We start from the raw sequence: 23,366 nt of genomic DNA on the forward strand, positions 1-23,366 counted from the left end.
TCGTTCCGATGGTGGTGCCCGATGCCGGAAGCCTCGTGCTGCCGGACGCCGCTACGGCGTCCGGAGCGCGGCCTCTCGGCTTGGCAGCATGAGCGAGGCCGAGCTATGGCGGAAGCATCCATGTGCGCGGATACTGCCGAAAGAACGGCGGTTATGTTCATGGATATACCAGAAGACGTTGGTTATCGCCCGCGGCGCTGTAGGCCCTATTCGAAAATTTCCGAGACGCTCGTGGCTGCGACCGCATTCCCCTGACGTCCTCCCATAGGATGCCGCGGAGCCGCGGAACTCAGCAGTTTGCGAGCCAGGACGATCGAAACGTAGCATAGGCCGAATATCGACGCCCATTGGCAAATCACCAGTATTGCCAAAGCGATGAGGTTCAGTTTTCCGTCCGAAAAGATGCTATCGGCTTCGTATGACATCGATGTTGCTGCCGTCATCAATATCATAGCACAGATGAAGGGCAGAAAAAGTCCGGCAAACAGCCGTAAAAACGTGGGAAGCAAACCGCGTTTCCCCCGGCTGAAAGCAGCTGAAAGCCCGCTTTTGGAGCCCGCAATTCCGGCGATAGGCCAGGTTCCGACAAGGGCAAGCAGCAGCGGCAGGATAATTGCGATCACCGCAAGACATAAGAGTAGAAATACATTCCTTGATAGAGACGCGGCCCCGCATGCGACAGGGCCACCAATCCCGATTCCAAACACGACGAGCACGATAAGCAAGTTCTTCCAGATGTAGCCACCAAAGCCACGCATGCCGCCGGTCAGGTTTGAAACTTTCCCGTCTCCATTCAATATTGCTTTCTGAATGAAGAATGCAAAAGACAAGGAAACGAAATATTGCGCTGAATTACTTTTGTTTCCGCCGCTGTAATCATCAAAAGCGACCAGTGCGCAATTGACTGCAACAACAACACACACAAAAGACAGATTACGTCTTATAAAGGAAATCGCTTCACCTAGCATTGCATCCCTGCCATTCTTCGCCTTCGGATGGAAGATATCGTCATTAAACATGGCGCTGTCAAACGTCGATCTTTCTGTTCAGCAAGTGCCTGTATCGCGACGCCGCGGAAGCCAGCAATCGGTAGTATCGAGGTGTGGCGACGGTATCCGATTAACGTCCTGACAACGTAGCCAAGATTCCTGATTTTTTACCATGCGGCTTCACCGCGTCTTTGCACGTTTGGGTTTATCTTCGGCCAAATTAAAAAACGGAGATAAAACAGGTGGAAGAACTTTCGGTCAAATCGAAGATCATCAAATCCGTCTATTTCAGCCAGAAAGACGGGCGGCTGAGGATTTGCTTCAAGAATGGCGAGGAGCGGCTGTTCGAAGGCGTTCCGTCCTCCGAAGCCCACGCCATGGCGGTGGCGCCGTCTCCCGGCCATTATTACCTCGACCGGATCAGAACCCGGTTTCGGCGATTGGCTGCCTGACAAGCAGAGGAATGCCGCCGGCCCACGTCGGGATTACGCAGGATCGGGACACGTCCGGTGGATATTAACAGCCCTTTAACCGTGCTAACCATCTTGGTTGGATCGCTTCGGCCGGAAGGCGGCAACGTGTCGGCGCTGCCGGCTTCTTCAAGCTCGGCTAGCCGGGAGGCTCGGTGGCGGACCCCAGCCAGGAAGCCGGGCCTCCCCGTCAGGCAATTTTTGCTGATCGTGATCGTATGCCCGGGCCGTTGCAGTCGCCGTTACCCCTGAACTAGCGATTTGGGGCTAATCCTGTGAAAAACTCCAATTATCGTATCCGGACTCGACAATGCTTTATTAGAATGATTGCATAAATCTATCGGATAGGACCAAGGGGGTGACGATGTTCGAGACTCTGCTTGAGATGCAGGAGCGTGGCGTACGGGACCGTGCGCGTGGCCGCAGCCTGGCCGACAATCCGATGTCGAAGCCGGATATCCTGCCGATCACCGATTTCCAGGAATGGTACTCGATGTTCGACGCCTGGCGCTTCGGCTGGTCGATCGAGGATGCGATGGCCGGGCATAGCAATGCGCCGCGGGATGGCGGCGCCGTGTCGCTTGCCTACACCAGAACGGTCTGATCGATCCGGTCCTCGGCGCCGAAGAATTTCAGGTAGCGCTCGACCTCTGCCGGGTCGCCTGTCGCCTTCTGCGGATTGTCGGAGAGTTTTACCGCCGGATGGCCGTCGGCGTCGCTGACCTTGCAGACGACCGAGATCGGATTGAGGCCTGAGATCTCGGTCGGCGCGCAGCCGGAAAAATCGTTCGTCAGGTTGGTGCCCCAGCCGAAGCTCATGCGCACGCGGCCTTCGAAATGCCGGTAGGTGTCGATGATGGCGTCGACATCGAGACCGTCGGAGAAAATCAGCAGCTTCTGACGCGGATCGCGGCCCATCTTCTTCCACCAGTCGATGATCTTTTCACCGCCCTCGATCGGCGGGGCGCTGTCGGGGCGGAAGCCGGTCCAGTCGGCGACCCATTCCGGCGCGTCGCGCAAGAAAGCGGCAGTGCCGAAAGCATCCGGCAGGACGATCAGAAGGTTGCCGCCATAGAGCTTGTTCCAGTCGCGCAGGATCTTGTAGGGCGCATTGCGCAACTGCTCGTCGGTTTGCGCGAGGGCAGCAGCCACCATCGGCAGTTCGTGCGCATTGGTGCCGACGGCCTCGAGATCGGAATCCATCGCCAGCAAGACATTGCTGGTGCCGGTAAAGGCCGGGCCGATGCCTTCCTTCAGCGCCTCGACACACCAGCGCTGCCAGAGGAAACTGTGACGGCGGCGGGTGCCGAAATCGGAGATGCGCAAGCCCGGCAATTCCTTCAGCCGCTCGACCTTCGACCACATCTTCGCCTTGGCGCGGGCATAGAGCACATCGAGGGTGAAGGGACCGAGCGCCCTCATCGCCGAGCGCGACCGCAGCTCGTTGACGATGGCGAGTGCCGGGATCTCCCACATGGTGGTTTCTTTCCAGGACCCGTGGAAATCCAGGACATATTGCCCGTCTTTCTTCGACAGCTCATATTCGGGGAGCTGGAAGTTGGAAAGCCAGGCAAGGAATTCCGGCTCGAAGATCTGCGCGCGGCCGTAGAAACTGTTACCCGCCAGCCAGATCATCTCCTTCTTGGAGAGTTTCAGCGTCCGGGCGTGATCGAGCTGTTCGCGCAATTCGCCTTCGTCGATCTCATCGGCGAGCCGCACACGCTTGGTGCGGTTGATGAGCGTGAAGGATGCGTTCACGTCCGGGTAAAGCTTCCAGATCATCTGCAGCATCAGGAGCTTATAGAAGTCGGTGTCGATCAGGCTGCGGATGATCGGATCGAGTTTCCAGGCGTGATTGTAGACGCGTCTTGCAATATCGGTCCTGGCCATAAAATTCCTGCCCCTGTCCACTCCGGTCAGGTGCTGCCAAAACTCCCGGGTGTTGCCAAGTTCCGGGCCGGCGCACGAACCGGCTCGTGCGCCTTGTTATCGAAAAATCGACAGACAAAGTCCAGAAAAAACAACAAGCATCCCGCCGCGCATGGCGGCGGGATGCAATGCGTCGTCCACCGAATATTTATTGTGCCGGCGCCGCAGGTTGGGCCGGTGCTGCAGGCGCAACACCGGGGGCGGCCGGTGCCGTGTTCTGCGTCTCGGTCGGAACCGCAGTGCCGTTTTGCAGGGTTGGTGCAGGTGCCGTGGCGGGCTGCTGCGACTGCAACTGCTGGCCGGGCTGCTGCGGCGCCACCTCGTTTGCTTCGCGCTTGCCCCAAATCTCGACGGGGATCCAGACGACGAAAGCGAGCACCAGTGCGGCGAGCAGCACCAGCAGGATGCGATAGCCCGCGCGCCCCTGCCTTGCCTTCACCGGCGGGATCTGCTCTTCCCTATGAAGCTTGCCGTCGGACTTTTCCCAGCGTGTTTCCGTCTGATGCGCCATCATCGTCTCCTTCCGCTGTCTGGACAGGCCGATCCGGCCCACAGAACTTCAGCAGAGAAAACGGTCGGCTGTGTCGAAGGTTCCCGATGCCCAGCGCTCGTCGCGATCGTTCAGGTTCGCTCTAGCGCTTTAGACCATTGTTTTGTACGCATACCGTTGCGGCAAAAGCGCTTCACGCTTTGCCTGGGAAAACCGCTACACACGTTTGCGCGACATGCTCTAATAGCCGACGCCGCGGTCGACCAGGAATTGCAGCGGCTCGCCGTGCTCGAAACGGGCGATCTGAGTCTCGACGTGACGGAACAGCGCGTTTTCTTCCGAAACCGCCGCGTCGTGCGGCGTGATGAAGACATTTTCCAGTTCCCATAACGGGTTGTCTGGGCCAAGTGGCTCCGCCTCGAAGACATCGAGGGAAGCGCCGCCAAGGGTGCCGTCGCGGATGGCGGAAACGATATCGGCTTCGACCTGGCTCTTGCCGCGGCCGGCATTGATGAAGACCGGCCTCCCGAGCGCGCCGTTGCGGCGGAGCTTTTTAAATAGCCCGCTATCATAAAAACCTGTCGTCTCAGGCGTCAGCGGCAGCAGGCCGACAAGGATATCGGTCCGCCCGAGGAACGCGTCCAGCGCGCCGGCATCGAAGGTTTCGACGCCGTCGATCTCCTTGCGGGTGCGCGACCAGCCGATGACGTTAAAACCCATCACCTTCAGCTTAGCGACCGCATCCTGGCCGAGCACGCCGAGGCCCATGACGCCGACCGTCACCTCGGCCGCCTCCGGCGCGATCAGCTTGGCCCATTCACGGCGCCGCTGATAGCTGTCATGCGCATATTGCCCGCGCAGATGCATCAGGCACTGCATGACCACCCATTCGCTCATGCGGGTCGTCAGGCTGCGATCGACAAAACGCACGATCGGGATTTCGGGCAGGCCGTCCATGCCGATGATATGGTCGACGCCTGCGCCGCCCGAGAAGATCACCTTGAGGTTCGGCGCCCGTACGAAAAGGTCGGCATCAGGTTTCCAGAGCAGCGCATATTCTGCTTCGCTGAGATCACGCCCCCGATCGGCCGGATCGGCGAGATTGATGCTGCCGCGATCGGAAAAGGCCGTCTCCAGCGCGCGGGCAACGCCTTCGGGATTGAACTTGATATCGACGAGAACGGGAGGAGGTGTCGGCATGATGATCTTTACTGCTGAACGGCTGGTGTCGGCACCGCCTCGATGTTGAAGGCGGCCGCCATCAGCGCCTTGGTGTAGTCGTCCTTCGGAGCGCGGAAGATTTGCGATGAGGGGCCCTGCTCCACCACCTTGCCGAAACGCATGACGATGACGTCGTTGGCCAGCGCCTTCACCACCTTCAGGTCGTGGCTGATGAACAGATAGGCGAGGTCATGCTTCTTCTGCAGATCGCGCAGGAGATCGACCACCTGGGCCTGAACGCTCATGTCGAGCGCGGAGGTCGGTTCGTCGAGCATGACGAAGCGCGGTTTCAGCACCATGGCGCGGGCAATGGCGACGCGCTGGCGCTGGCCGCCGGAGAATTCGTGCGGATAACGCCAGCGGGTCAGGGGATCGAGACCGACTTCCTCCAGCGCCCAGCAAACGCGCTGGTCGCGCTCTTCCGCTGTCAACGAGCGCTCATGCACCTTCAGCCCTTCGGCGACGATATCGCCGACCGACATGCGTGGGCTGAGCGACCCGTAGGGATCCTGGAAGACTACCTGCAGCTGGTTGCGCAGCGGCCGCATCTCGCTGAACGAATAGCCGGCTATATCCTTGCCGACAAAGGCGATCCGCCCTTGCGAGGAAATCAGCCGGGTGAGCGCCAGGCCGAGCGTGGTCTTGCCGGAACCGGACTCGCCGACGACACCGAGCGTCTGCCCGGCACGCAGCGAAAGATCGATGCCGTCGACCGCCTTCACGTGATCGACGACGCGGCGCATCAGCCCTGCCTTGATCGGGAACCAGACGCGAATGTCGGACCCTTCCATCACCATCGGCTTTGCGGGGTCGGCAAGCGGCGGCTCGCCGCGCGGTTCGGAGGCAAGCAGATGGCGGGTATAGTCGTGCTTCGGATTGGCGAAGACCTCCTCGACCGTTCCGGTTTCGACGATCCTTCCCTTGGTCATGACGCAGACGCGATCGGCGAATTTGCGCACGATGCCGAGATCATGGGTGATGAACAGCATCGACATGCCGTGCGTGGCCTTCAACTGCCGGAGCAATTCGAGGATCTGCGCCTGCACGGTGACGTCAAGCGCCGTGGTCGGCTCGTCGGCGATCAGCAATTCCGGCCGGTTGGCGAGCGCCATGGCGATCATGACGCGCTGGCGCTGGCCGCCTGACAATTCGTGCGGATAGGCCTTCAACCGCTTTTCCGGCTCGCGAATGCCGACCTGGTTCAACAATTCCAGGATGCGCTGACGCGCCGGCTGGCCGGACAGACCCTGGTGCAGTGCCAGGATTTCGGCAATCTGCTTCTCGATCGTATGAAGCGGATTGAGCGAGGTCATCGGCTCCTGGAAGATCATGGTGATGTCGTTGCCGCGCACCTCGCGCAAGGCCCTCTCCGACGCCTTCAAGAGATCCTTGCCCTTGAACAGGATCTCGCCGGAGGGATGGCTGGCCGAAGGATAAGGCAAAAGCCGCAGGATCGAGTTGGCCGAGACCGACTTGCCGGAGCCGGATTCGCCGACTAGCGCCACGACTTCACCCTTGGCGATATCGAAGGAGATGTGATCGACGGCAAGCGAGGTCTGGCCGCCCTGATGAAAGGCAACCGAGAGATCGCGGACGGAAAGGAATGGTTCTGTCATGTCACTCATTGAAACGTCTTCCTCGGATCGAAGGCATCGCGCACGGCTTCGCCGATGAAGATCAGCAGGGACAGCATGATCGACATGGCGAAGAAGGCCGTCAGCCCGAGCCACGGCGCCTGCAGGTTGCTCTTGCCCTGGGCGATCATCTCGCCGAGCGAAGGGGAGCCAGGCGGCATGCCGAAGCCGAGGAAATCCAGCGAGGTCAGCGTCGTGATCGATCCGGAGAGGATAAAGGGCAGGAAGGTCAGCGTCGCCACCATGGCGTTCGGCAGCATGTGGCGCCACATGATGGTGCGGTTGTTGACACCGAGCGCGCGGGCGGCGCGGACATATTCGAAATTGCGGGCGCGCAGGAATTCGGCGCGCACGATGCCGACGAAGCCGACCCAGGAAAAGAGCAGCATGATGCCGAGCAGCACGAAGAAGCCGGGCGGCAGAATGGCGGCGATGATTAGCAGGATGTAAAGCACTGGCATCGACGACCAGATCTCGATGAAGCGCTGCAGCAGGAGATCCGTCCAGCCGCCGAAATAGCCCTGCACGGCGCCTGCCGTCACGCCGATGATCGCTGAGCAGATGGTCAGCGCCAGGCCGAAGAGCACGGATATGCGGAAACCGTAGATGACGCGCGCGAGCACGTCGCGCGCCTGGTCGTCGGTGCCGAGCCAGTTGAGATTGCCGAGCGTGCAGGCAGGATCGTTCGCCCCTTCAGGATAACCGGAGCACCGCTCCTCCTTGCTCATCAGCCAGAAGGGGGCGGTCGGCGCCGAATGCGGAATGTTCGAGTTGACCGAGCGGTAGGAATAGCGGATCGGCGGCCAGACCATCCAGCCATTGGCATTGATCTCGTCTGCGATCACCGAAGATCGGTAGTCGGTCTCGGCAAGAAAGCCGCCGAACTTCTCCTCTGGATAGTCGATCAGAACCGGGAACAGGATCTCGCCCTTGTAGGAGGCGACGATCGGCCGGTCGTTGGCGAGGAATTCGGCAAACAGGCTTAGGATGAACAGCAGCAGGAACAGCCACAGTGCCCAATAACCGCGGCCGTTCGCCCGGAAATTCTGCCAGCGGCGAATGTTGGTCGGTGACAGCAGGCCCTTGCGCGGCGGCTTGACGGGTGTTGCGACAGCAGGATTTGCGGCGGCGTCCATCAGACATCCCTCCGCTCGAAATCGATGCGCGGATCGATCCAGGTGTAGATCAGGTCGGAAATCAGGCTGACGACAAGGCCGAGCAGCGAGAAGATGTAGAGCGTGGCGAAGACGATCGGATAGTCCCGGTTGACCACCGAGAGATAGCCGAGGCGGCCGAGGCCATCCAGCGAGAAGATATTTTCGATGAGCAGCGAGCCGGTGAAGAATGCGGAAATGAAGGCGCCGGGGAAACCGGCGATGATGATCAGCATGGCATTGCGGAACACATGGCCATAAAGCACCTGCCGCTCATTCAGACCCTTGGCGCGGGCGGTGACCACATATTGTTTCTTGATCTCCTCGATGAACGAGTTCTTCGTCAAGAGCGTCGTCGTGGCGAAGGCGGCGAGCGACAGCGAGATCAGCGGCAAAGTGAGGTGCCAGAAATAATCGAGCGGCTTCTGCCACCAGGCGAGCTGGTCGAAATTGTCGGAGACCAGGCCACGCAGCGGGAACCAGTCGTAGAACGAGCCGCCGGCGAAAAGCACGATCAGGAGAATACCGAAGAGGAAGCTCGGCACGGCGTAACCGACGACGATGACGCCCGACGTCCAGACATCGAAGGTCGATCCATCCTTGATCGCCTTGCGGATGCCAAGCGGGATGGAGATGGCATAGGAGAAGATCAGGATCCAGATGCCGAGCGAGATCGACACCGGCAGCTTCTCCTTGATGAGATTGAGCACGGAGGTATTGCGGAAGAAGCTCTCGCCGAAGTCGAAGCGGATGTAATTCCACATCATCTCGCCGAAACGCGTCAGCGGCGGCTTGTCGAAGCCAAACTGCTTTTCGAGCTTGGCGATCAGCTCCGGATCGAGCCCCTGGGCGCCGCGATATTTGGAGCCTTCGTCGCTGCCGCCGCCCCCGAGAAGATCGCCGCCGCCGGACAGGCGTTGATCGGCACTATCGGCCTGACCGGTCAATTGGGCGATCACCTGCTCGACCGGCCCGCCGGGGGCGAACTGAATGACAATGAAGGAAATCGCCATGATGCCGACAATGGTCGGGATCATCAAAAGCAGGCGGCGAATGACATAAGCGCCCATCAGCTTTCAGCCTCCGGAAATTTCATTCTTGTCTGCCCGCCGTCCAGTCCAATGCCGCTCAATCCGCCAGCCTTCCCTTGCCGGCGCTGCCGGCGTGTCGTGATTCGTTCGTGCCATTTGGAGCCCACGGCCCCTGCATTGCAAGCCCGCTCATTTTGCCGAGGCGGACCACCAGGCTTCCGGGAAACCCAGTCCATAGGTCGGGAAGTCGGTGGGGTGCGTAATCGTGTTCCAATAGGCGAGGTTATAGGTATCGCGATAGAACAGCGGGATGACGTAGTGGTTTGCCAGCAATACGCGATCCATTGCCTTGATCGCTGCGACCTGTTCCGCACGATTGGGTGCGAAGATGATCATGCGGATGAGCTCGTCGACCGCCGGATTGGCGATGCCTGCATAATTGTGGGAGCCCTGCTGGTCGACCGAACCCGACCCCCAATAATCTGCTTGCTCGTTGCCCGGGTTCATCGTCTCCGCCCAGACATTCCAGATCATGTCGTAATCGAAGCTGCGCTCGCGGTTGACGGCTTGCGAGGCGTCGACCGTGCGCACCCGCGCATCGATGCCGATTTTCTTGAGATTGTTGGCATAGGGCACCGCCCAGCGCTCCAATACGGGGCTCGACAACAGGATCTCGAAACTCATCGGCTGGCCGGTCTTGCTATTGACCATGCGATTGTTCTTGATCTCCCATCCGGCTTCTTTCAGCAATGCAATCGCCTTGCGGAGGTTGTCGCGGCTTTTCTGCGGATCGCCCCCAACCGGATTGGTGTAGGGCGTCGTGAAGACCTCAGGCGGAACTTTGTCCTTCATGGCCTGCAGTATTTCCAGTTCACGCCCCTGCGGCAGGCCGGAGGAGGCGAGTTCGGTGTTCCAGAAGTAGCTGTCGATGCGCTTGTAGCTGTTGAAGGCAACGGTCCGGTTCAGCTCCTCGAAATCGAGGCCGTAATTCAGCGCCTCACGGACCCGTTCATCCTTGAAGAGGTCACGCCGCATATTGGGCACGAGCGCTTGCAGGATGCCGGTGGAGCGCAGCGGATTTGCAACCTCTTCTTTCTTGACGCGTCCGTCCTTCACCGCGGGAAAATCATAACCCGTCGCCCAGCGGGACGCCGTTGTCTCCTGCCAATAGTCACTATTGCCGGCGCGAAAGGCTTCGAACTCGACATCCCGGTCGCCGAAATAGGTGTAAATGACGTTGCGGAAATTGTTCTGGCCGACATTCACATTGAGATCCTTGCCCCAATAATCGTCGCGCAGTTCATAACGGATCGTCGCGCCGGACGAAAAGGATGCGATCTTATAAGGCCCCGATCCCATCACAGGCTCGAGCGTCGTCTTTGAGATGTCGCGCGGCTTGCCGTCCGGCCCCTGCCCCTCCCACCAATGTTTCGGCACGATCACCAACTGGCCGAGAATATTCGGGAGCTCGCGATTGTTCTTTTCGTCGAAGGTGAAAGTGACGTCGCGGTCGCCCGTCTTTTCGGCCTTCACCACGTGGCGATAATAGTTCGCGGTGGCAGCGTTTAACTCCTTCGTCTTATCCAGACTGAAGATCACGTCGTCGGGCGTTATCGGCTGGCCATCCGCCCATTTCGCTTCCTTGCGGAGGCGAAAGGTCGCGCTTGAGACGTCATCCGGATAGGACAGGCCCTCAGCAAGCAGACCATAGGAAACAAGGAGCTCGTCATCGGTCGGCTTCATCAACGTGTCGTAGACGAGCGAGAGCCCTGCCGCTATCTGGCCTTTAGCAAGGATAGGATTGAAGGTGTCGAAGGCGCCGCTGGCAGAAAGGCGCAGGTCTCCGCCTTTTGGGGCATTGGGATTGACGTAGTCGAAATGCGCAAAGCCCGGCTTGTACTTCATCTCACTGATGACGGAACTGCCGATCCGAAACGGCTGGTCCTGACCCGTTGCCGTCATGGGCGCCAAGACGCCCGTCAGCGATACAAACAAACCGATCTTCGACCACAAAGCCGCCATTCACGCTTTCCCCTCATTATTGGTGGGTTCGACAATACGAAAAATACAGGCGAAAAACAGGTGAGAGTTTGGTTTTTGCCGGACTCGCGAAAATTTGAGCCGTTGGTGTCACCCCCCTCGCAACTTGCGGTGCAACGCTGCGGCGATCCGTCACCGCCGCCGCCTATCCCCGCCAGCCAAAACATCGATTCACCAAAATCACTTTTCACGATAGATTCGAACGCAAATCACTTCTCAAGGAAACAGCATGGCTTTCGGCTTCGCTCAGGCTTTCAAGACATTCGGCAAACTGACGCTTGCCGGGGCAATCGGCGCGAGCCTTGCGGCCGGCGATGTCGGGGCCGAACAGAAGACGCCGAGCCCCGGCAGCGCCAAGGGCCAGTTCGGCGCCGTCGGCCTGCCGACTCAGGGACCGGCGCAGCCGATCGGGTTTTACGCCAAGGGCTGCATGACCGGTGCGGTGGCGCTGCCGGCCGACGGGCCGACCTGGGAGGCGATGCGGCTTTCGCGCAATCGACGCTGGGGCAACCCGGCGATGATTTCGCTGCTCGAACGTCTTTCACAGGATGGGGTCAAATATGCCGGCTGGCCGGGCCTTCTCGTCGGCGACATCGCGCAGCCGCGCGGCGGGCCGATGTTCAACGGTCATGCCTCGCACCAGATTGGCCTCGATGCCGACGTCTGGTTTACGCCGATGCCGGCGCGCCGCATGACGGCAAAGGAACGCGAGGACCTGCCCTTCACCACCATGCTGCAAAAGGACAAGTTCCTGACCGTCGACCCTAATGTGTGGACGCAATCGCGGGCGCGGCTGCTGATGCTGGCGGCAAGCTATCCCGAGGTCGAGCGCATCTTCGTCAACCCGGCGATCAAGAAGAAAATGTGCGACACCTGGACGGGCGACCGCACCAATCTCGGCAAGCTTCGGCCGGAATACGGTCATGACTCGCATTTCCACATCCGCATCAAATGCCCGGCCGGCGCTGCCGGATGCACGCCGCAGGCGCCTGTTGCCGCCGGCGACGGCTGCGACAAGTCGCTCGCCTGGTGGTTCACGCCTGCCCCCTGGGCCGCGCCAAAACCGCCAAAGCCCGGCGCCAAGCCGCCGAAACCGCCGCGTGAAATGATGGTTTCCGACCTGCCGAAAGCCTGTGCCGCCGTGCTCGATGCCGCGTCCGTTGCCTCGATGCAGGCCGCCACCTATGGCGGGCCCTCCGCCGCAAGCGCGCTGACTGCTGCTCCGGTAGCAGAGCCGGCCGCCGATCCCGATGAGGCACTGCCGGATGTCGGCCCGGTTCCGAACGACAAGCCAGCGATCCAATGAGAACGGCCGAGGCGGACGGAAAGGGGCGCTGTCTTTCAAATCGCAAACTCTTGGTATAGAAGCGGTCAAATCGATTGAATTGCTTGGGCGGAGATAGGATTCATGGCCGGCGGCAAATGCCTTGCATTGATTGCGCATGACCAGAAGAAAGACGACATGGCGGCGTTCGCCCGCGCCCACAGCGACATTCTTTCCCGCTGGAAGATCGTCGCCACCGGCACGACCGGCGGGCGCGTGCTCGTCGCAGCTCCGGATCTCGATGTCACAAGATTGAAAAGCGGACCACTCGGCGGCGACCAGCAGATCGGCGCGCTGATTTCGACCGGCGAGGTCAGGGCCTTGATCTTCTTCGTCGACCCCTTGACGCCAATGCCGCACGATGTCGACGTCAAGGCGCTGATGCGGCTCGCCATCGTTTACGATATTCCGATGGCGCTCAATCACGCGACCGCTATAAAACTTCTTCCCACACTCGAAGCCTGATCAGCACGGAACCGGCCATGCCAAAACCGAACCACAGCACCGCTCCGCTGCCTTTCCCGATCCTGATCGGCGATATCGGCGGCACGAATGCCCGCTTCTCCATCCTGACCGATGCCTATGCCGAGCCGAAACAGTTTCCGAACGTGCGCACGGCGGATTTCGCCACGATCGACGCGGCGATCCAGCAGGGGGTGCTCGACAAGACCGCCGTGCAGCCGCGCTCGGCGATCCTTGCCGTCGCCGGCCCGATCAACGATGACGAGATCCCGCTGACCAATTGCGCCTGGGTGGTGCGGCCAAAGACGATGATCGAGGGCCTCGGTATGGAGGACGTGCTGGTCGTCAACGATTTCGAGGCGCAGGCGCTCGCAGTCGCCGCCCTTTCGGATGAGAACCGCGAACGCATCGGCGACGCCACTGGCGACATGATCGCGTCGCGCGTCGTGCTCGGACCCGGCACCGGGCTCGGCGTCGGCGGGCTGGTGCATGCCCAGCACAGCTGGATCCCGGTTCCCGGTGAAGGCGGCCATGTCGATCTCGGACCGCGCAGCAAGCGCGACTATCAAATCTTCCCGCATATCGAGACGATCGAAGGGCGCGTGTCGGCCGAGCAGATCCTTTGCGGGCGGGGCCTCGTCAACCTCTATCATGCCATCTGCGTGGTCGACGGCATCCAGCCGACCATGAAGGATCCCGCCGACATCACTTCGCACGCGCTTGCCGGCAGCGACAAGGCGGCGGTCGAGACCGTCTCGCTGTTTGCCACCTATCTCGGCCGGGTGGCGGGCGACATGGCGATGGTGTTCATGGCGCGCGGCGGCGTTTATCTATCCGGGGGCATCTCGCAGAAGATCCTGCCGGCGCTGAGGAGGCCGGAATTCCGCTTGGCCTTCGAGGACAAGGCGCCGCATACGGCGCTGCTTCGCACCATCCCGACCTATGTGGTGACGCATCCGCTGGCAGCGCTTGCCGGGCTTTCCTCCTACGCCCGCATGCCGGCGAATTTCGGCGTCTCGACGGAAGGCCGCCGCTGGCGGCGCTGAGCCCGGCGCGCGCGCCACCCGGGCGGGCGGCGCTCTAGCCAAACCAATCCCAACTCTTTATAGAGCCGGCAAAAGTACGCGTCGCACCCTGCGCCGCGTTTGGCGCGAGACAGGAAACCCGATATTTGGAAGCGGCGGAAAGCAGAACGCAGAGCGTCAGCAGCGATACCGTAACCGGCATCCTCAAGCGCATCATTGCTGAAAACGGCCGCGACCATCTCTGGGGCTATGTCTTTGCGATTGCCTGCCTGATCGTCGTGGCGCTTTCGACGGCGTTTACCGCCTGGATCATGCGGGCGATCATCGATGAGGCCTTCGCCAACCGGCGCGCCGATGTCGTCTGGATCATCTGTCTTTCGATCTTCATCGCCTTCGTGCTGCGCGGCTTTGCGAGCTACGGCCAGGCGGTGGCGCTGTCCAAGGTCGGCAACGACATCGTCGCGCGTTACCAGCGCCGACTCTATTCGCATCTGATGACGCTGTCAGTCGGCTTCTTCAGCGAGGCGCGCTCAGCCCATATCGCCGCGCAGGTGAGCCAAAACGTCAGCGGCATCCGCGACGTGCTCAACCTGACGATCACCTCGACGGTGCGCGACCTTTTGACCTTCGTGTCGCTGCTGGCGGTGATGATCCTCCAGGATCCGTTGCTCAGCCTTGCGGTGTTCATCATGGCTCCGCCGCTGCTTTATGCGCTGCGCTACGTTTCCAAGCGGCTGCGCTCGGCGACCCGCGAGGCGGTGCATTTGAACAGCCACGTTCTCGGCGCCATGCAGGAGACGATCCAGGGCATCGCCATCGTGAAAGCCTTCACGATGGAAGACGAGCTGGAACGCAAGGTCACCAAGCTCATCAAGGGTGCCGAAAACAGGGCGAACCGGATTGCCCGGCTTTCCGAACGCACCTCTCCGCTGACCGAGAGTTTCGCGGGTTTTGCCGTCGCCAGCGTGCTGGCCTATGCCGCCTACCGCTCGATCTACTACAATGTGCCGCCGGGCGCCTTCTTCTCCTTCGTCACGGCGCTGCTGCTTGCCTATGATCCGGCCCGCCGGCTTGCCCGACTGCAGGTGCAGATGGAGCGGGCCGTCGTCAATGCGCGAATGATCTACGAATTGCTCGACATGGAGCCGCGCCAACGCGACCTGCCGGATGCCCAGCCGCTGACGGTGACGCAAGCCCGGATCGAATTCCGCAATGTTTCCTTTGGCTACGGCAGTGAGAGCGTGCTGAGCGGTGTGAGCTTCATCGCCGAGGGCGGCGCGACCACGGCGCTGGTCGGTCCTTCAGGCGCCGGCAAATCCACGGTCATCAACCTCATTCCGCGCTTTTACGATCCGCGCGAGGGCGAGATCCTGATCGACGGGCAGGACATCGCCCACATCACCAAGAAATCACTGCGCCATCAGCTCGCTTATGTCTCGCAGCAGCCTTACCTGTTCGAGGGCACGATCCGCGACAATATCCGCTACGGCCGACCGGAAGCGACCGATGCCGACGTGGAAGACGCGGCTCGGCTTGCCTATGCGCATGACTTCATCGCAGCGCAGCCGCAGGGTTACGACACGCCGGTCGGCGAAAATGGCGTGACGCTTTCGGGCGGCCAGCGTCAGCGGCTGTCGATTGCGCGCGCGCTGGTGCGCAATGCGCCGATCCTGCTGCTCGACGAGGCGACCTCGGCGCTCGATACCGAATCCGAAGCGGCCGTGCAAAAGGCGCTCGACGAGGCAATGACCGGGCGCACCGTCGTCGTCATCGCTCACCGGCTTTCGACTGTGGTTCGCGCCGACAAGATCGTCGTCATGCAGCAGGGCCGCGTCGTCGAAGAAGGCAATCACGAGACGCTTGCGAAGGTCAGCGACGGTCTTTACGCTCGCCTCAACAATCTGCAGAGGCCTTCGGCCTCCGATTCAAACTGACCTGGTGAAACTGACATGAGCGATGCTGCGATGAAACTGGTGGTGGTTGGCGCAGCCGGGCGCATGGGGCAGACACTGATCCGGCTCATCCATTCCATCGAGGGCGCCACACTGCATGCGGCGGTCGAGCGCAGCGGTTCACCCTTTATCGGCAAGGATGCCGGCGAGATTGCCGGTCTCGGCCCGAGCGGCATCATCATCGGCGACGATCCGCTCCAGGCCTTCCTCGACGCCGAAGGTGTGCTCGACTTCACCTCGCCCGCCGCGACAGTAGAATTCTCGGGGCTGGCCGCGCAGGCCCGCATCGTCCATGTCGTCGGCACGACCGGCTGCTCGGACGACGACAATGCCAGGATCACTGCTGCGGCCCGCCATGCCCGCATCGTCAAGTCAGGCAATATGAGCCTCGGCGTCAATCTGCTCAGCGTGCTCGCCGAGCAGGCTGCGTGGGCGCTCGAACCCGATGACTGGGACATCGAAATCCTGGAAATGCACCATAAGCACAAGGTGGATGCGCCTTCCGGCACCGCCCTTCTGCTCGGCGAGGCCGCGGCCAAGGGGCGCAATATCGATCTCGCCTCGAAATCGGTCCGCGTACGCGACGGCCATACGGGCGCTCGGCAAGCCGGCACGATCGGTTTTGCGACGCTGCGCGGCGGCTCCGTCATCGGCGAGCATTCGGTGCTTTTCGCCGGCGAAGGCGAGATCGTCACCCTGTCGCACAGCGCTGCCGACCGATCGATTTTTGCGCGCGGCGCCATCAAGGCCGCACTCTGGGCGCGCGACAAGAAGCCGGGTCTCTATTCCATGCTCGACGTGCTCGGGCTTTCTTCCCAATAACGACATATCGGAGGCATATTCATGAGCGGAACCCTCGTCCTCGTTCGCCACGGCCAGAGTGACTGGAACCTGAAGAATCTCTTCACCGGCTGGAAGGATCCCGATCTGACGGCGCTCGGCATCGAGGAAGCCAATGCCGGCGGCGCCGCACTCGCAGAATACGGGATCAAGTTCGACGTCGCCTATACCTCGGTGCTGGTGCGCGCCCAGCACACGCTGAAGCTCATCCTCGACAAGGTCGGCCAGCCGGATCTCCCTACGATCCGCGACCAGGCGCTGAACGAGCGCGACTATGGCGACCTCTCCGGCCTCAACAAGGACGATGCCCGCGCCAAATGGGGCGAGGAACAGGTGCACATCTGGCGCCGTTCCTACGACGTGCCGCCGCCCGGCGGCGAAAGCCTGCGCGACACCGGCGCCCGCGTCTGGCCCTATTACCTTACCGAGATCCTACCGCGCGTGCTTCGGGGCGAGAAAGTGCTGGTCGCCGCCCACGGCAATTCGCTGCGTTCGCTGGTCATGGTGCTCGACAAGCTGACCAAGGAAGGCGTGCTTGCCCTCAATCTCGCAACCGGCGTTCCCATGGTCTACAAGCTGAAGGCGGATTCGACCGTGGCGTCAAAGGAAGTGCTCGGCGACATGTCCGGCGCGCACTGAATGCAATTTGCCCTCAGTTCTCAATCGTGAACTGCACTCGGTCGGCCGCAAAGCGGCTGATCGAATATTGCACCGGCAGACCGTCAAGATCGGTGTTCATCGCCTTGGCGATCAGCAGGATCGCGCCGGGCGTCAGCTCCAGATCGGCCAGATCGGCCGTGTTCGCATGGGAGGCCGTCACTTCGGTCGTCGCACGGACATAATCCGACAGGCCAAGATCGGCGAAGGCCTTGGTGATCGATTCGCGCTTGCGATAGGCCTCGCCGATCCCGGCGAAGCGTGCGGCGGGAAACCAGCTCGTCGCTTTTGACACCGGCCGCTTGTCCGCCTGACGCAATGTTTCCAGACGGATCACCTGCTCCCCCTGCTTCAGACCCAGCCAGCGGGCGACCTCGGCGCTTGCTTCCTCCTGCACCTCATCGAGCAGTAGGCTGCGCATCTCGCGCGCCTGATCGCCGATGCCTGACGTGAAGCGGGTGCGCCGGGTGATCGGAAAATTCAGCCGCTCCTTGCGCTCGATCAGCGTGCCGCGACCTTGTACCGCGCGCACGATCCCCTCCTGCGCCAATGCCGCCAGGGCGCTGCGCACCGTGTGGCGGTTGACGCCGAATTGCAGTGCCAGGACCGTTTCCGGCGGCACCATTCCCGTTTCGTCATAGGTACCGTTGCCGATCGTCTCGCGAATCCGGTCAGCGATCTGACGCCAGAGCGCCACGCCGGTCTGCCTTTGCACTTGCTTCAATCCCGCCATTCGTTCCCGCCATTTCCCGCGCCCGATGTCACACGCTTGTCACGACATCGATTTAGGACTAAGTATAGCTTGTATGGTTGTCTATATCAATAGACATTTAAAGGGAAGCGGCGATGATATCGGCGGACAGGACAGACGCTGCGTCACAGACGGCATCCGGGCGCAAACGCGCCGCCGATCTGCTGGCGCGCGCGGAACGCAGCGAACTCTCGGCAGTCTGGGATGCGTTGCCGCAAAAGCCTGCGGCGCATCCGGTGCGCGGACCGGAGACGGGGCTGGTGATGGTGCGCGGCCGCATCGGCGGCGGCGGCGCTCCCTTCAATTTCGGCGAAGTGACGGTGACCCGGGCCACGGTCCGGCTCGACTCCGGCTCGGTCGGTCATGCTCAGGCGCTCGGCACCGATCGCGAGAAGGCCCGGCTGGCAGCGATCTTCGATGCGCTGTGGCAGGACGAGGCGACGCAGGATTTCGTCGAACAGGCATTGCTTCTGCCGATCACTGAGCGGCTCGCCACGGCCGAACGCCGCAAGGCGGAGGAGACGGCGGCCACCCGCGTCGACTTCTTCACCATGGTCAGGGGAGACAACTGATGGGCCCGAAGACAGAAGCCTTGACCGGCGGCTTTGCCGACCCGGTCTTCCACGCCCAAAGTGTCTTCAAGATGCTGATGGACGGCATGGCCCGCCCCGGCATGATCCAGACCGTCCAGCCCGAGGCCGCGCCGCCGGCCCCCCTTGGCAGTGCCGCTGGCGCGATCGCGCTCACACTTTGCGACCACGACACACCAGTCTGGCTTTCCCAGGGGCTTGCGAAATCGGCCGTGCCGGAGTGGCTCGGTTTCCACACCGGCGCGCCGCTGACCACGGAGAAGGCCGAGGCACGCTTCGCCTTCACGGAAGCCGGTACCACGCTTTGCCCCTTCAGCCTCTTCGCCTCAGGCACGCAGGAATATCCCGACCGTTCGACGACGCTCGTGATCGAACTTTCCGCACTCGAGGGTGGGCGCAGGCTGGCGCTGATGGGTCCCGGGATTCAGAGTGTGACGGAAATCGCGCCTGTCGGCCTGCAGGAGACTTTCCTGCGGCTCTGGACCGAAAACCGCGGGCTCTTCCCGCGCGGCATCGACATCGTGCTGACATCGGGCAATCGCTTACTCTGCCTGCCGCGCACCACCAAGATCACAGCAATGGAGATCTGAGCTCATGTATGTTGCCGTCAAAGGTGGCGAGGCCGCCATCGCCAATGCCCACCGCCTGCTGGCAGACCGCCGTCGCGGCGACCGTTCGCTGCCGGCGATCGGCATCGACCAGATCGTGGCGCAGCTGGCGCTCGCCGTCGACCGGGTGATGGCCGAGGCCTCGCTTTTCGACCGCACGCTAGCCGCACTCGCCGTTCGCCAGTCGCGCGGCGATATGATCGAGGCGATCTTCCTGCTGCGCGCCTATCGCACGACGCTGCCGCGCTTCGGCTATTCCAGGCCGCTCGACACGGCTGATATGACGATCGAACGGCGGATCTCGGCGACCTACAAGGATCTGCCGGGCGGCCAGCTTCTCGGGCCCACTTTCGATTATACCCACCGCCTGCTCGATCCCTCGCTGCTTGAGGACGAAACGGTCGAGGCGCCTGCCCAGCGCGCCGCCGAAACCGGCCGCGTCATGCGGGTCTCCGAGATCCTCGGCGAGGAAGGCCTGATCGAGGCCGACGGCGACATGCCCGAAGATCACGAGATCGGCGACCTGACCCGCGAGCCGATGGAATTCCCGATGACCCGCGACCTGCGCCTGCAGGCACTGGCCCGCGGCGACGAAGGCTTCCTGCTGGCGCTCGGTTATTCCACCCAGCGCGGCTATGGCCGCAATCACCCCTTCACCGGGGAAATTCGCATCGGCGAGGTCGAGGTGGAATTCGACGTGCCGGAACTCGGCTTCGCCGTCTCGCTCGGCGTGATCCAGGTCACCGAATGCCAGATGGTCAACCAGTTCAAGGGCTCCGCCAAGGCGCCGCCGCAGTTTACCCGCGGCTACGGCCTGGTCTTCGGCCAGAGCGAGCGCAAGGCGATGGCGATGTCGCTGGTCGATCGCGCGCTTCGCGCCGAAGAGCTCGGCGAGGATATCACCGCGCCGGCGCAGGACGAGGAATTCGTCATCTCCCATTCCGACAACGTCCAGGCGACCGGCTTCGTCGAGCACCTGAAGCTCCCGCATTATGTGGACTTCCAGGCCGAACTCGATCTCGTCCGCCGCATGCGCCGCGAATTCGAAGCCGCCCGCAGCAGCGGCGAAGACATGAAGGAAGCCGCCGAATGAGCGATCTGGCCAGCTACAACTTCGCCTATCTCGACGAACAGACCAAGCGGATGATCCGCCGCGCCATCCTGAAGGCGATCGCCATTCCGGGCTATCAGGTTCCTTTCGCCTCGCGTGAAATGCCCATGCCCTATGGCTGGGGCACCGGCGGCGTGCAGGTGACGGCCTCGATCATCGGGCCCGACGACGTGCTGAAGGTCATCGACCAGGGCGCCGACGACACGACCAATGCCGTTTCCATCCGCGCCTTTTTCCAGAAGGTCGCCAATGTCGCGGTGACGACGCATACCAAGGATGCGACGATCATCCAGACGCGCCACCGCATTCCCGAAGAAAAGCTCGGGGTCGGGCAGGTGCTCGTCTACCAGGTGCCGATCCCCGAGCCGCTCCGCTTCCTCGAGCCGCGTGAGACCGAGACGCGCAAGATGCACGCGCTCGAAGAATACGGTCTCATGCATGTGAAGCTCTACGAGGATATCGCCCATAACGGCCGCATCTCGCGGACTTACGCCTATCCGGTGAAGGTCCACGGCCGCTATGTCATGGACCCGTCGCCGACGCCGAAATTCGACAATCCGAAGATGCACATGTCGGAGGCGCTGCAGCTCTTCGGCGCCGGCCGCGAGAAGCGCATCTATGCGGTTCCGCCCTATACCGACGTCGTCAGCCTGGATTTCGAGGACTATCCCTTCGATATCCAGCGTTTCGATAAACCCTGCGCCCTCTGCGGTGCCGAGGATGTCTATCTCGACGAAGTGGTTCTCGACGACAAGGGCGGGCGGATGTTCGTCTGCTCCGACACCGATCATTGCGAAGACCGCCGCGCGCACGGACATGCCGGCGAGATGCTGGCCCGGGAGGCTGCAGAATGAGCGATATCCCGCTTCTCAAAGTCCATGACGTTTCGAAATTCTACGGCAGCCGCATCGGCTGCCGCGATGTCTCCTTCGATCTCTGGCCGGGCGAAGTGCTGGCCATCGTCGGCGAGTCCGGCTCCGGCAAGACGACGCTGCTGAATTGCCTCTCCACCCGGCTGCTGCCGACCACCGGCAGCGTCGAATATCACATGCGCGACGGCAGCTACCGCGATCTCTACCGCATGAACGAAGCCGAGCGGCGTTTCCTGATGCGCACCGACTGGGGCTTCGTGCACCAGAATCCGGCTGACGGCCTGCGCATGGCGGTGTCGGCGGGCGCCAACGTCGGCGAACGGCTGATGGCGATCGGCGACCGGCACTACGGCAAGATCCGCGCCTCGGCGATCGACTGGCTGGAACGTGTCGAGATCGATGCCGACCGCATCGACGACCAGCCGCGCGCCTTTTCCGGCGGCATGCGCCAGCGCCTGCAGATCGCCCGCAATCTCGTCACCGGCCCGCGCCTCGTCTTCATGGACGAACCCACCGGCGGCCTCGACGTCTCGGTGCAAGCGCGCCTGCTCGATCTGGTGCGCGGCCTCGTTAACGATCTCGGGCTCTCGGCGATCGTCGTCACCCACGATCTCGCCGTCGCCCGCCTGCTCTCGCACCGGATGATGGTGATGAAAGACGGCTACGTCATCGAACACGGGCTCACCGACCGGGTGCTCGACGATCCGCGCGAACCCTACACGCAGCTGCTGGTCTCCTCGATCCTGCAGGTCTGAGCGCCACTGCAGGTCAAAAACCAGGAAAGAAGACATCATGCCAACGCCCCTCGTCGTTTCCGAAGTCTCGAAAAGCTTCACCATGCATCTGCGCGACGGCATCCGGCTGCCCGTCGTTTCCAATGTCGCCTTCTCGGTCGCCTCAGGCGAATGCGTCGTGCTCGGCGGCCCATCGGGCGTCGGCAAGAGCTCGCTGCTGAAGATGATCTACGGCAATTATGCTGTCGACACCGGCCAGATCCTCATTCGTCACGACGGACGCATCGTCGATCTCGCCGCCGCCGATCCGCGCACCGTGCTCCACGTGCGGCGCCATACGCTCGGTTACGTCAGCCAGTTCCTGCGTACCGTGCCTCGCGTCGCGGCGATCGACGTGGTCGCCGAACCGCTGGTGGCGCGCGGCGAGGACGCCGGCACGGCGCGGGAAAAGGCCGGCGCCCTGCTTGCCAGGCTCAACCTGCCGGAAGCGCTCTGGCAGCTTCCGCCCGCCACTTTCTCCGGCGGCGAACAGCAGCGTGTCAACATCGCCCGCGGCTTCATCACCGAACACAGAATCCTGCTCCTCGACGAACCCACCGCCTCGCTCGACGCCCGGAACCGTGCCGTCGTCGTCGGCATGATCGAGGAAAAGAAGCAGGCGGGCGTCGCCCTTCTCGGCATCTTCCACGACGGGGAAGTACGCGAGGCGGTCGCCGACCGCATTCTCGACGTTCAGCTCTTCTCTCCCGGAAAGATCGCCGCATGAACCGCAAGCTGGGTATCGAGCCCTCTATCCATGAGACAGCCTCCGTCAGCGAGTCCAGCTTCGGACGCTATACGGAGGTTTCCGAACGCTGCCGCATCAGCGAGGCGACCTTCGGCGACTATTCCTACATCATGCAGGACGGCTCCGTCTGGTGCGCGACGATCGGCAAGTTCGTCAATATCGCCGCCGCCGTGCGCATCAATGCCACCAATCATCCGACCTGGCGGGCGACGCTGCATCATTTCACCTACCGCGCCGCCGATTACTGGCCGGACGGCGACATGGAGGAGGACTTCTTCGCCTGGCGGCGCGCAAACCGCGTGACGGTCGGGAATGACGTCTGGATCGGCCATGGGGCGACCCTCCTGCCGGGCGTCACCGTCGGCAACGGCGCGGTGATCGGCGCCGGCGCCGTCGTCTCGAAGGACGTGGCGGCCTACTCGATCGTCGGCGGCGTGCCGGCTAAATTGATCCGCGAGCGCTTTCCGAAAGCGGTCGGCGAGCGTATGGACAGGCTTGGCTGGTGGGACTGGGACCATGACCTTCTGCGCCAGGCGTTGCAGGATTTTCGCAACCTGAGCGCGGAAGATTTTCTAGCGAGATACGGTGGATAAACCTCCGATATAGGCACGGAGAATTGTGACACGAACTACACAAATATGACATGCGAGGTTCATCAAGCGGGACTAATGCGATCCTGACCAAAGGACTGGATC

The 23,366-nt window shown here is 62.0% G+C and carries 24 protein-coding genes; 15 read left to right on the forward strand and 9 right to left on the reverse strand.

The genetic code is table 11. The annotated features are described in order from the left end of the window. Positions 1–206 precede the first annotated feature (206 nt). Positions 207–1,019 carry a hypothetical protein gene (locus tag K6N12_RS13180; protein WP_239619928.1) on the reverse strand — a complete coding sequence of 271 codons (813 nt, stop codon included), beginning with the start codon at positions 1,017–1,019 and terminating at the stop codon, positions 207–209. Positions 1,020–1,231: 212 nt separating this feature from the next. Between K6N12_RS13180 and K6N12_RS13185 the strand changes: the two genes are divergently transcribed. Further along, positions 1,232–1,441, forward strand: a complete 210-nt coding sequence (locus K6N12_RS13185; protein ID WP_097628345.1) for a KTSC domain-containing protein — start codon at positions 1,232–1,234, stop codon at positions 1,439–1,441. 382 nt (positions 1,442–1,823) lie between these two features. Continuing rightward, positions 1,824–2,063: a CrpP-related protein gene (locus tag K6N12_RS13190; protein ID WP_097628346.1), complete on the forward strand. Its 240-nt coding sequence runs from the start codon at positions 1,824–1,826 to the stop codon at positions 2,061–2,063. Here the strand turns inward: K6N12_RS13190 and pncB are convergent. The 7 genes from pncB to K6N12_RS13225 form a co-directional block, all read right to left on the reverse strand. Continuing rightward, positions 2,045–3,349, reverse strand: a complete 1,305-nt coding sequence (pncB, locus tag K6N12_RS13195) for a nicotinate phosphoribosyltransferase (protein ID WP_097628347.1) — start codon at positions 3,347–3,349, stop codon at positions 2,045–2,047. The two genes, K6N12_RS13190 and pncB, sit on opposite strands and share 19 nt — an antisense overlap. 187 nt (positions 3,350–3,536) lie before the next feature. Further along, positions 3,537–3,902 (reverse strand): hypothetical protein, encoded by a 366-nt coding sequence (locus K6N12_RS13200; protein WP_179867160.1) that lies wholly within the window; start codon positions 3,900–3,902, stop codon positions 3,537–3,539. A gap of 216 nt (positions 3,903–4,118) precedes the next feature. Then, a complete protein-coding gene (locus tag K6N12_RS13205) occupies positions 4,119–5,078 on the reverse strand; it encodes a 2-hydroxyacid dehydrogenase (protein WP_097628348.1) in 960 nt (319 codons plus the stop codon). Positions 5,079–5,086: 8 nt separating this feature from the next. Next, positions 5,087–6,724, reverse strand: coding sequence for an ABC transporter ATP-binding protein (locus K6N12_RS13210; protein ID WP_097628349.1), 1,638 nt, complete (start codon positions 6,722–6,724; stop codon positions 5,087–5,089). Beyond that, the gene (locus K6N12_RS13215; RefSeq protein ID WP_097628350.1) at positions 6,721–7,869 is read right to left on the reverse strand and encodes an ABC transporter permease; all 1,149 of its coding nucleotides are present in this window, start codon (positions 7,867–7,869) and stop codon (positions 6,721–6,723) included. The genes K6N12_RS13210 and K6N12_RS13215 overlap by 4 nt, the downstream gene beginning before the upstream one ends. Continuing rightward, positions 7,869–8,957, reverse strand: coding sequence for a microcin C ABC transporter permease YejB (locus K6N12_RS13220; protein WP_097628351.1), 1,089 nt, complete (start codon positions 8,955–8,957; stop codon positions 7,869–7,871). Before K6N12_RS13220 ends, K6N12_RS13215 begins: the two co-directional genes overlap by 1 nt. Positions 8,958–9,107: 150 nt before the next feature. After that, positions 9,108–10,940 carry an extracellular solute-binding protein gene (locus K6N12_RS13225; RefSeq protein WP_097628352.1) on the reverse strand — a complete coding sequence of 611 codons (1,833 nt, stop codon included), beginning with the start codon at positions 10,938–10,940 and terminating at the stop codon, positions 9,108–9,110. A 247-nt stretch (positions 10,941–11,187) separates the two neighbouring features. On the opposite strand from K6N12_RS13225, the gene mepA reads away from it, so the two are divergent. From mepA to K6N12_RS13255, 6 genes are all read left to right on the forward strand, one after another. Then, positions 11,188–12,264, forward strand: a complete 1,077-nt coding sequence (gene mepA, locus K6N12_RS13230) for a penicillin-insensitive murein endopeptidase (protein WP_097628353.1) — start codon at positions 11,188–11,190, stop codon at positions 12,262–12,264. 102 nt (positions 12,265–12,366) lie between these two features. Further along, positions 12,367–12,747: a methylglyoxal synthase gene (locus tag K6N12_RS13235; RefSeq protein ID WP_097628354.1), complete on the forward strand. Its 381-nt coding sequence runs from the start codon at positions 12,367–12,369 to the stop codon at positions 12,745–12,747. 17 nt (positions 12,748–12,764) lie between these two features. Next, complete coding sequence (locus K6N12_RS13240) at positions 12,765–13,790, forward strand: glucokinase (RefSeq protein ID WP_097628355.1); 1,026 nt, start codon at positions 12,765–12,767, stop codon at positions 13,788–13,790. Between the two features lie 125 nt (positions 13,791–13,915). Beyond that, entirely contained in the window at positions 13,916–15,703 is a 1,788-nt protein-coding gene (locus K6N12_RS13245) for an ABC transporter ATP-binding protein (RefSeq protein ID WP_097628356.1), read from the forward strand. A gap of 15 nt (positions 15,704–15,718) precedes the next feature. Next, positions 15,719–16,543, forward strand: coding sequence for a 4-hydroxy-tetrahydrodipicolinate reductase (gene dapB / locus K6N12_RS13250; protein WP_097628357.1), 825 nt, complete (start codon positions 15,719–15,721; stop codon positions 16,541–16,543). A gap of 21 nt (positions 16,544–16,564) precedes the next feature. Next, positions 16,565–17,200 (forward strand): 2,3-bisphosphoglycerate-dependent phosphoglycerate mutase, encoded by a 636-nt coding sequence (locus tag K6N12_RS13255; RefSeq protein ID WP_097628358.1) that lies wholly within the window; start codon positions 16,565–16,567, stop codon positions 17,198–17,200. A gap of 13 nt (positions 17,201–17,213) precedes the next feature. Here the strand turns inward: K6N12_RS13255 and phnF are convergent, their stop codons facing one another. Beyond that, positions 17,214–17,951 carry a phosphonate metabolism transcriptional regulator PhnF gene (gene phnF / locus K6N12_RS13260; protein WP_097628359.1) on the reverse strand — a complete coding sequence of 246 codons (738 nt, stop codon included), beginning with the start codon at positions 17,949–17,951 and terminating at the stop codon, positions 17,214–17,216. A 113-nt stretch (positions 17,952–18,064) separates the two neighbouring features. Here phnF and phnG point away from each other — a divergent pair, with 113 nt between their 5' ends. The 7 genes from phnG to K6N12_RS13295 are packed head-to-tail and all read left to right on the forward strand — an operon-like array spanning position 18,065 to position 23,264. Then, positions 18,065–18,541, forward strand: a complete 477-nt coding sequence (gene phnG / locus K6N12_RS13265) for a phosphonate C-P lyase system protein PhnG (protein WP_222148826.1) — start codon at positions 18,065–18,067, stop codon at positions 18,539–18,541. Next, positions 18,541–19,149, forward strand: coding sequence for a phosphonate C-P lyase system protein PhnH (gene phnH, locus K6N12_RS13270; protein WP_097628361.1), 609 nt, complete (start codon positions 18,541–18,543; stop codon positions 19,147–19,149). The genes phnG and phnH overlap by 1 nt, the downstream gene beginning before the upstream one ends. Before the next feature lie 4 nt (positions 19,150–19,153). Continuing rightward, positions 19,154–20,260: a carbon-phosphorus lyase complex subunit gene (locus K6N12_RS13275; RefSeq protein WP_097628362.1), complete on the forward strand. Its 1,107-nt coding sequence runs from the start codon at positions 19,154–19,156 to the stop codon at positions 20,258–20,260. Beyond that, on the forward strand, positions 20,257–21,132 hold the full coding sequence (locus K6N12_RS13280) for an alpha-D-ribose 1-methylphosphonate 5-phosphate C-P-lyase PhnJ (RefSeq protein ID WP_097628363.1): 876 nt from the start codon (positions 20,257–20,259) through the stop codon (positions 21,130–21,132). The genes K6N12_RS13275 and K6N12_RS13280 overlap by 4 nt, the downstream gene beginning before the upstream one ends. Further along, positions 21,129–21,905, forward strand: a complete 777-nt coding sequence (gene phnK / locus K6N12_RS13285; protein WP_097628364.1) for a phosphonate C-P lyase system protein PhnK — start codon at positions 21,129–21,131, stop codon at positions 21,903–21,905. The genes K6N12_RS13280 and phnK overlap by 4 nt, the downstream gene beginning before the upstream one ends. Before the next feature lie 37 nt (positions 21,906–21,942). Beyond that, the gene (gene phnL / locus K6N12_RS13290; protein WP_097628365.1) at positions 21,943–22,650 is read left to right on the forward strand and encodes a phosphonate C-P lyase system protein PhnL; all 708 of its coding nucleotides are present in this window, start codon (positions 21,943–21,945) and stop codon (positions 22,648–22,650) included. Continuing rightward, positions 22,647–23,264 (forward strand): DapH/DapD/GlmU-related protein, encoded by a 618-nt coding sequence (locus K6N12_RS13295; RefSeq protein ID WP_097628366.1) that lies wholly within the window; start codon positions 22,647–22,649, stop codon positions 23,262–23,264. Before phnL ends, K6N12_RS13295 begins: the two co-directional genes overlap by 4 nt. The last annotated feature ends 102 nt before the right edge of the window (positions 23,265–23,366 follow it).

This window comes from Rhizobium redzepovicii (assembly GCF_019793435.1).
In the GTDB taxonomy this organism is placed as follows: domain Bacteria; phylum Pseudomonadota; class Alphaproteobacteria; order Rhizobiales; family Rhizobiaceae; genus Rhizobium; species Rhizobium redzepovicii.

Excerpts from the sequence above, each read along its gene's own strand:
- K6N12_RS13180 (WP_239619928.1), bottom strand. The coding sequence starts at position 1,019 with ATGTTTAATGACGATATCTTCCATCCGAAGGCGAAGAATGGCAGGGAT.
- K6N12_RS13190 (WP_097628346.1), top strand. The coding sequence starts at position 1,824 with ATGTTCGAGACTCTGCTTGAGATGCAGGAGCGTGGCGTACGGGACCGT.
- pncB (WP_097628347.1), bottom strand. The coding sequence starts at position 3,349 with ATGGCCAGGACCGATATTGCAAGACGCGTCTACAATCACGCCTGGAAA.
- K6N12_RS13200 (WP_179867160.1), bottom strand. The coding sequence starts at position 3,902 with ATGATGGCGCATCAGACGGAAACACGCTGGGAAAAGTCCGACGGCAAG.
- K6N12_RS13205 (WP_097628348.1), bottom strand. The coding sequence starts at position 5,078 with ATGCCGACACCTCCTCCCGTTCTCGTCGATATCAAGTTCAATCCCGAA.
- K6N12_RS13210 (WP_097628349.1), bottom strand. The coding sequence starts at position 6,724 with ATGAGTGACATGACAGAACCATTCCTTTCCGTCCGCGATCTCTCGGTT.
- K6N12_RS13215 (WP_097628350.1), bottom strand. The coding sequence starts at position 7,869 with ATGGACGCCGCCGCAAATCCTGCTGTCGCAACACCCGTCAAGCCGCCG.
- K6N12_RS13220 (WP_097628351.1), bottom strand. The coding sequence starts at position 8,957 with ATGGGCGCTTATGTCATTCGCCGCCTGCTTTTGATGATCCCGACCATT.
- K6N12_RS13225 (WP_097628352.1), bottom strand. The coding sequence starts at position 10,940 with ATGGCGGCTTTGTGGTCGAAGATCGGTTTGTTTGTATCGCTGACGGGC.
- mepA (WP_097628353.1), top strand. The coding sequence starts at position 11,188 with ATGGCTTTCGGCTTCGCTCAGGCTTTCAAGACATTCGGCAAACTGACG.
- K6N12_RS13235 (WP_097628354.1), top strand. The coding sequence starts at position 12,367 with ATGGCCGGCGGCAAATGCCTTGCATTGATTGCGCATGACCAGAAGAAA.
- K6N12_RS13240 (WP_097628355.1), top strand. The coding sequence starts at position 12,765 with ATGCCAAAACCGAACCACAGCACCGCTCCGCTGCCTTTCCCGATCCTG.
- dapB (WP_097628357.1), top strand. The coding sequence starts at position 15,719 with ATGAGCGATGCTGCGATGAAACTGGTGGTGGTTGGCGCAGCCGGGCGC.
- K6N12_RS13255 (WP_097628358.1), top strand. The coding sequence starts at position 16,565 with ATGAGCGGAACCCTCGTCCTCGTTCGCCACGGCCAGAGTGACTGGAAC.
- phnF (WP_097628359.1), bottom strand. The coding sequence starts at position 17,951 with ATGGCGGGATTGAAGCAAGTGCAAAGGCAGACCGGCGTGGCGCTCTGG.
- phnG (WP_222148826.1), top strand. The coding sequence starts at position 18,065 with ATGATATCGGCGGACAGGACAGACGCTGCGTCACAGACGGCATCCGGG.
- phnH (WP_097628361.1), top strand. The coding sequence starts at position 18,541 with ATGGGCCCGAAGACAGAAGCCTTGACCGGCGGCTTTGCCGACCCGGTC.
- K6N12_RS13275 (WP_097628362.1), top strand. The coding sequence starts at position 19,154 with ATGTATGTTGCCGTCAAAGGTGGCGAGGCCGCCATCGCCAATGCCCAC.
- K6N12_RS13280 (WP_097628363.1), top strand. The coding sequence starts at position 20,257 with ATGAGCGATCTGGCCAGCTACAACTTCGCCTATCTCGACGAACAGACC.
- phnK (WP_097628364.1), top strand. The coding sequence starts at position 21,129 with ATGAGCGATATCCCGCTTCTCAAAGTCCATGACGTTTCGAAATTCTAC.
- phnL (WP_097628365.1), top strand. The coding sequence starts at position 21,943 with ATGCCAACGCCCCTCGTCGTTTCCGAAGTCTCGAAAAGCTTCACCATG.
- K6N12_RS13295 (WP_097628366.1), top strand. The coding sequence starts at position 22,647 with ATGAACCGCAAGCTGGGTATCGAGCCCTCTATCCATGAGACAGCCTCC.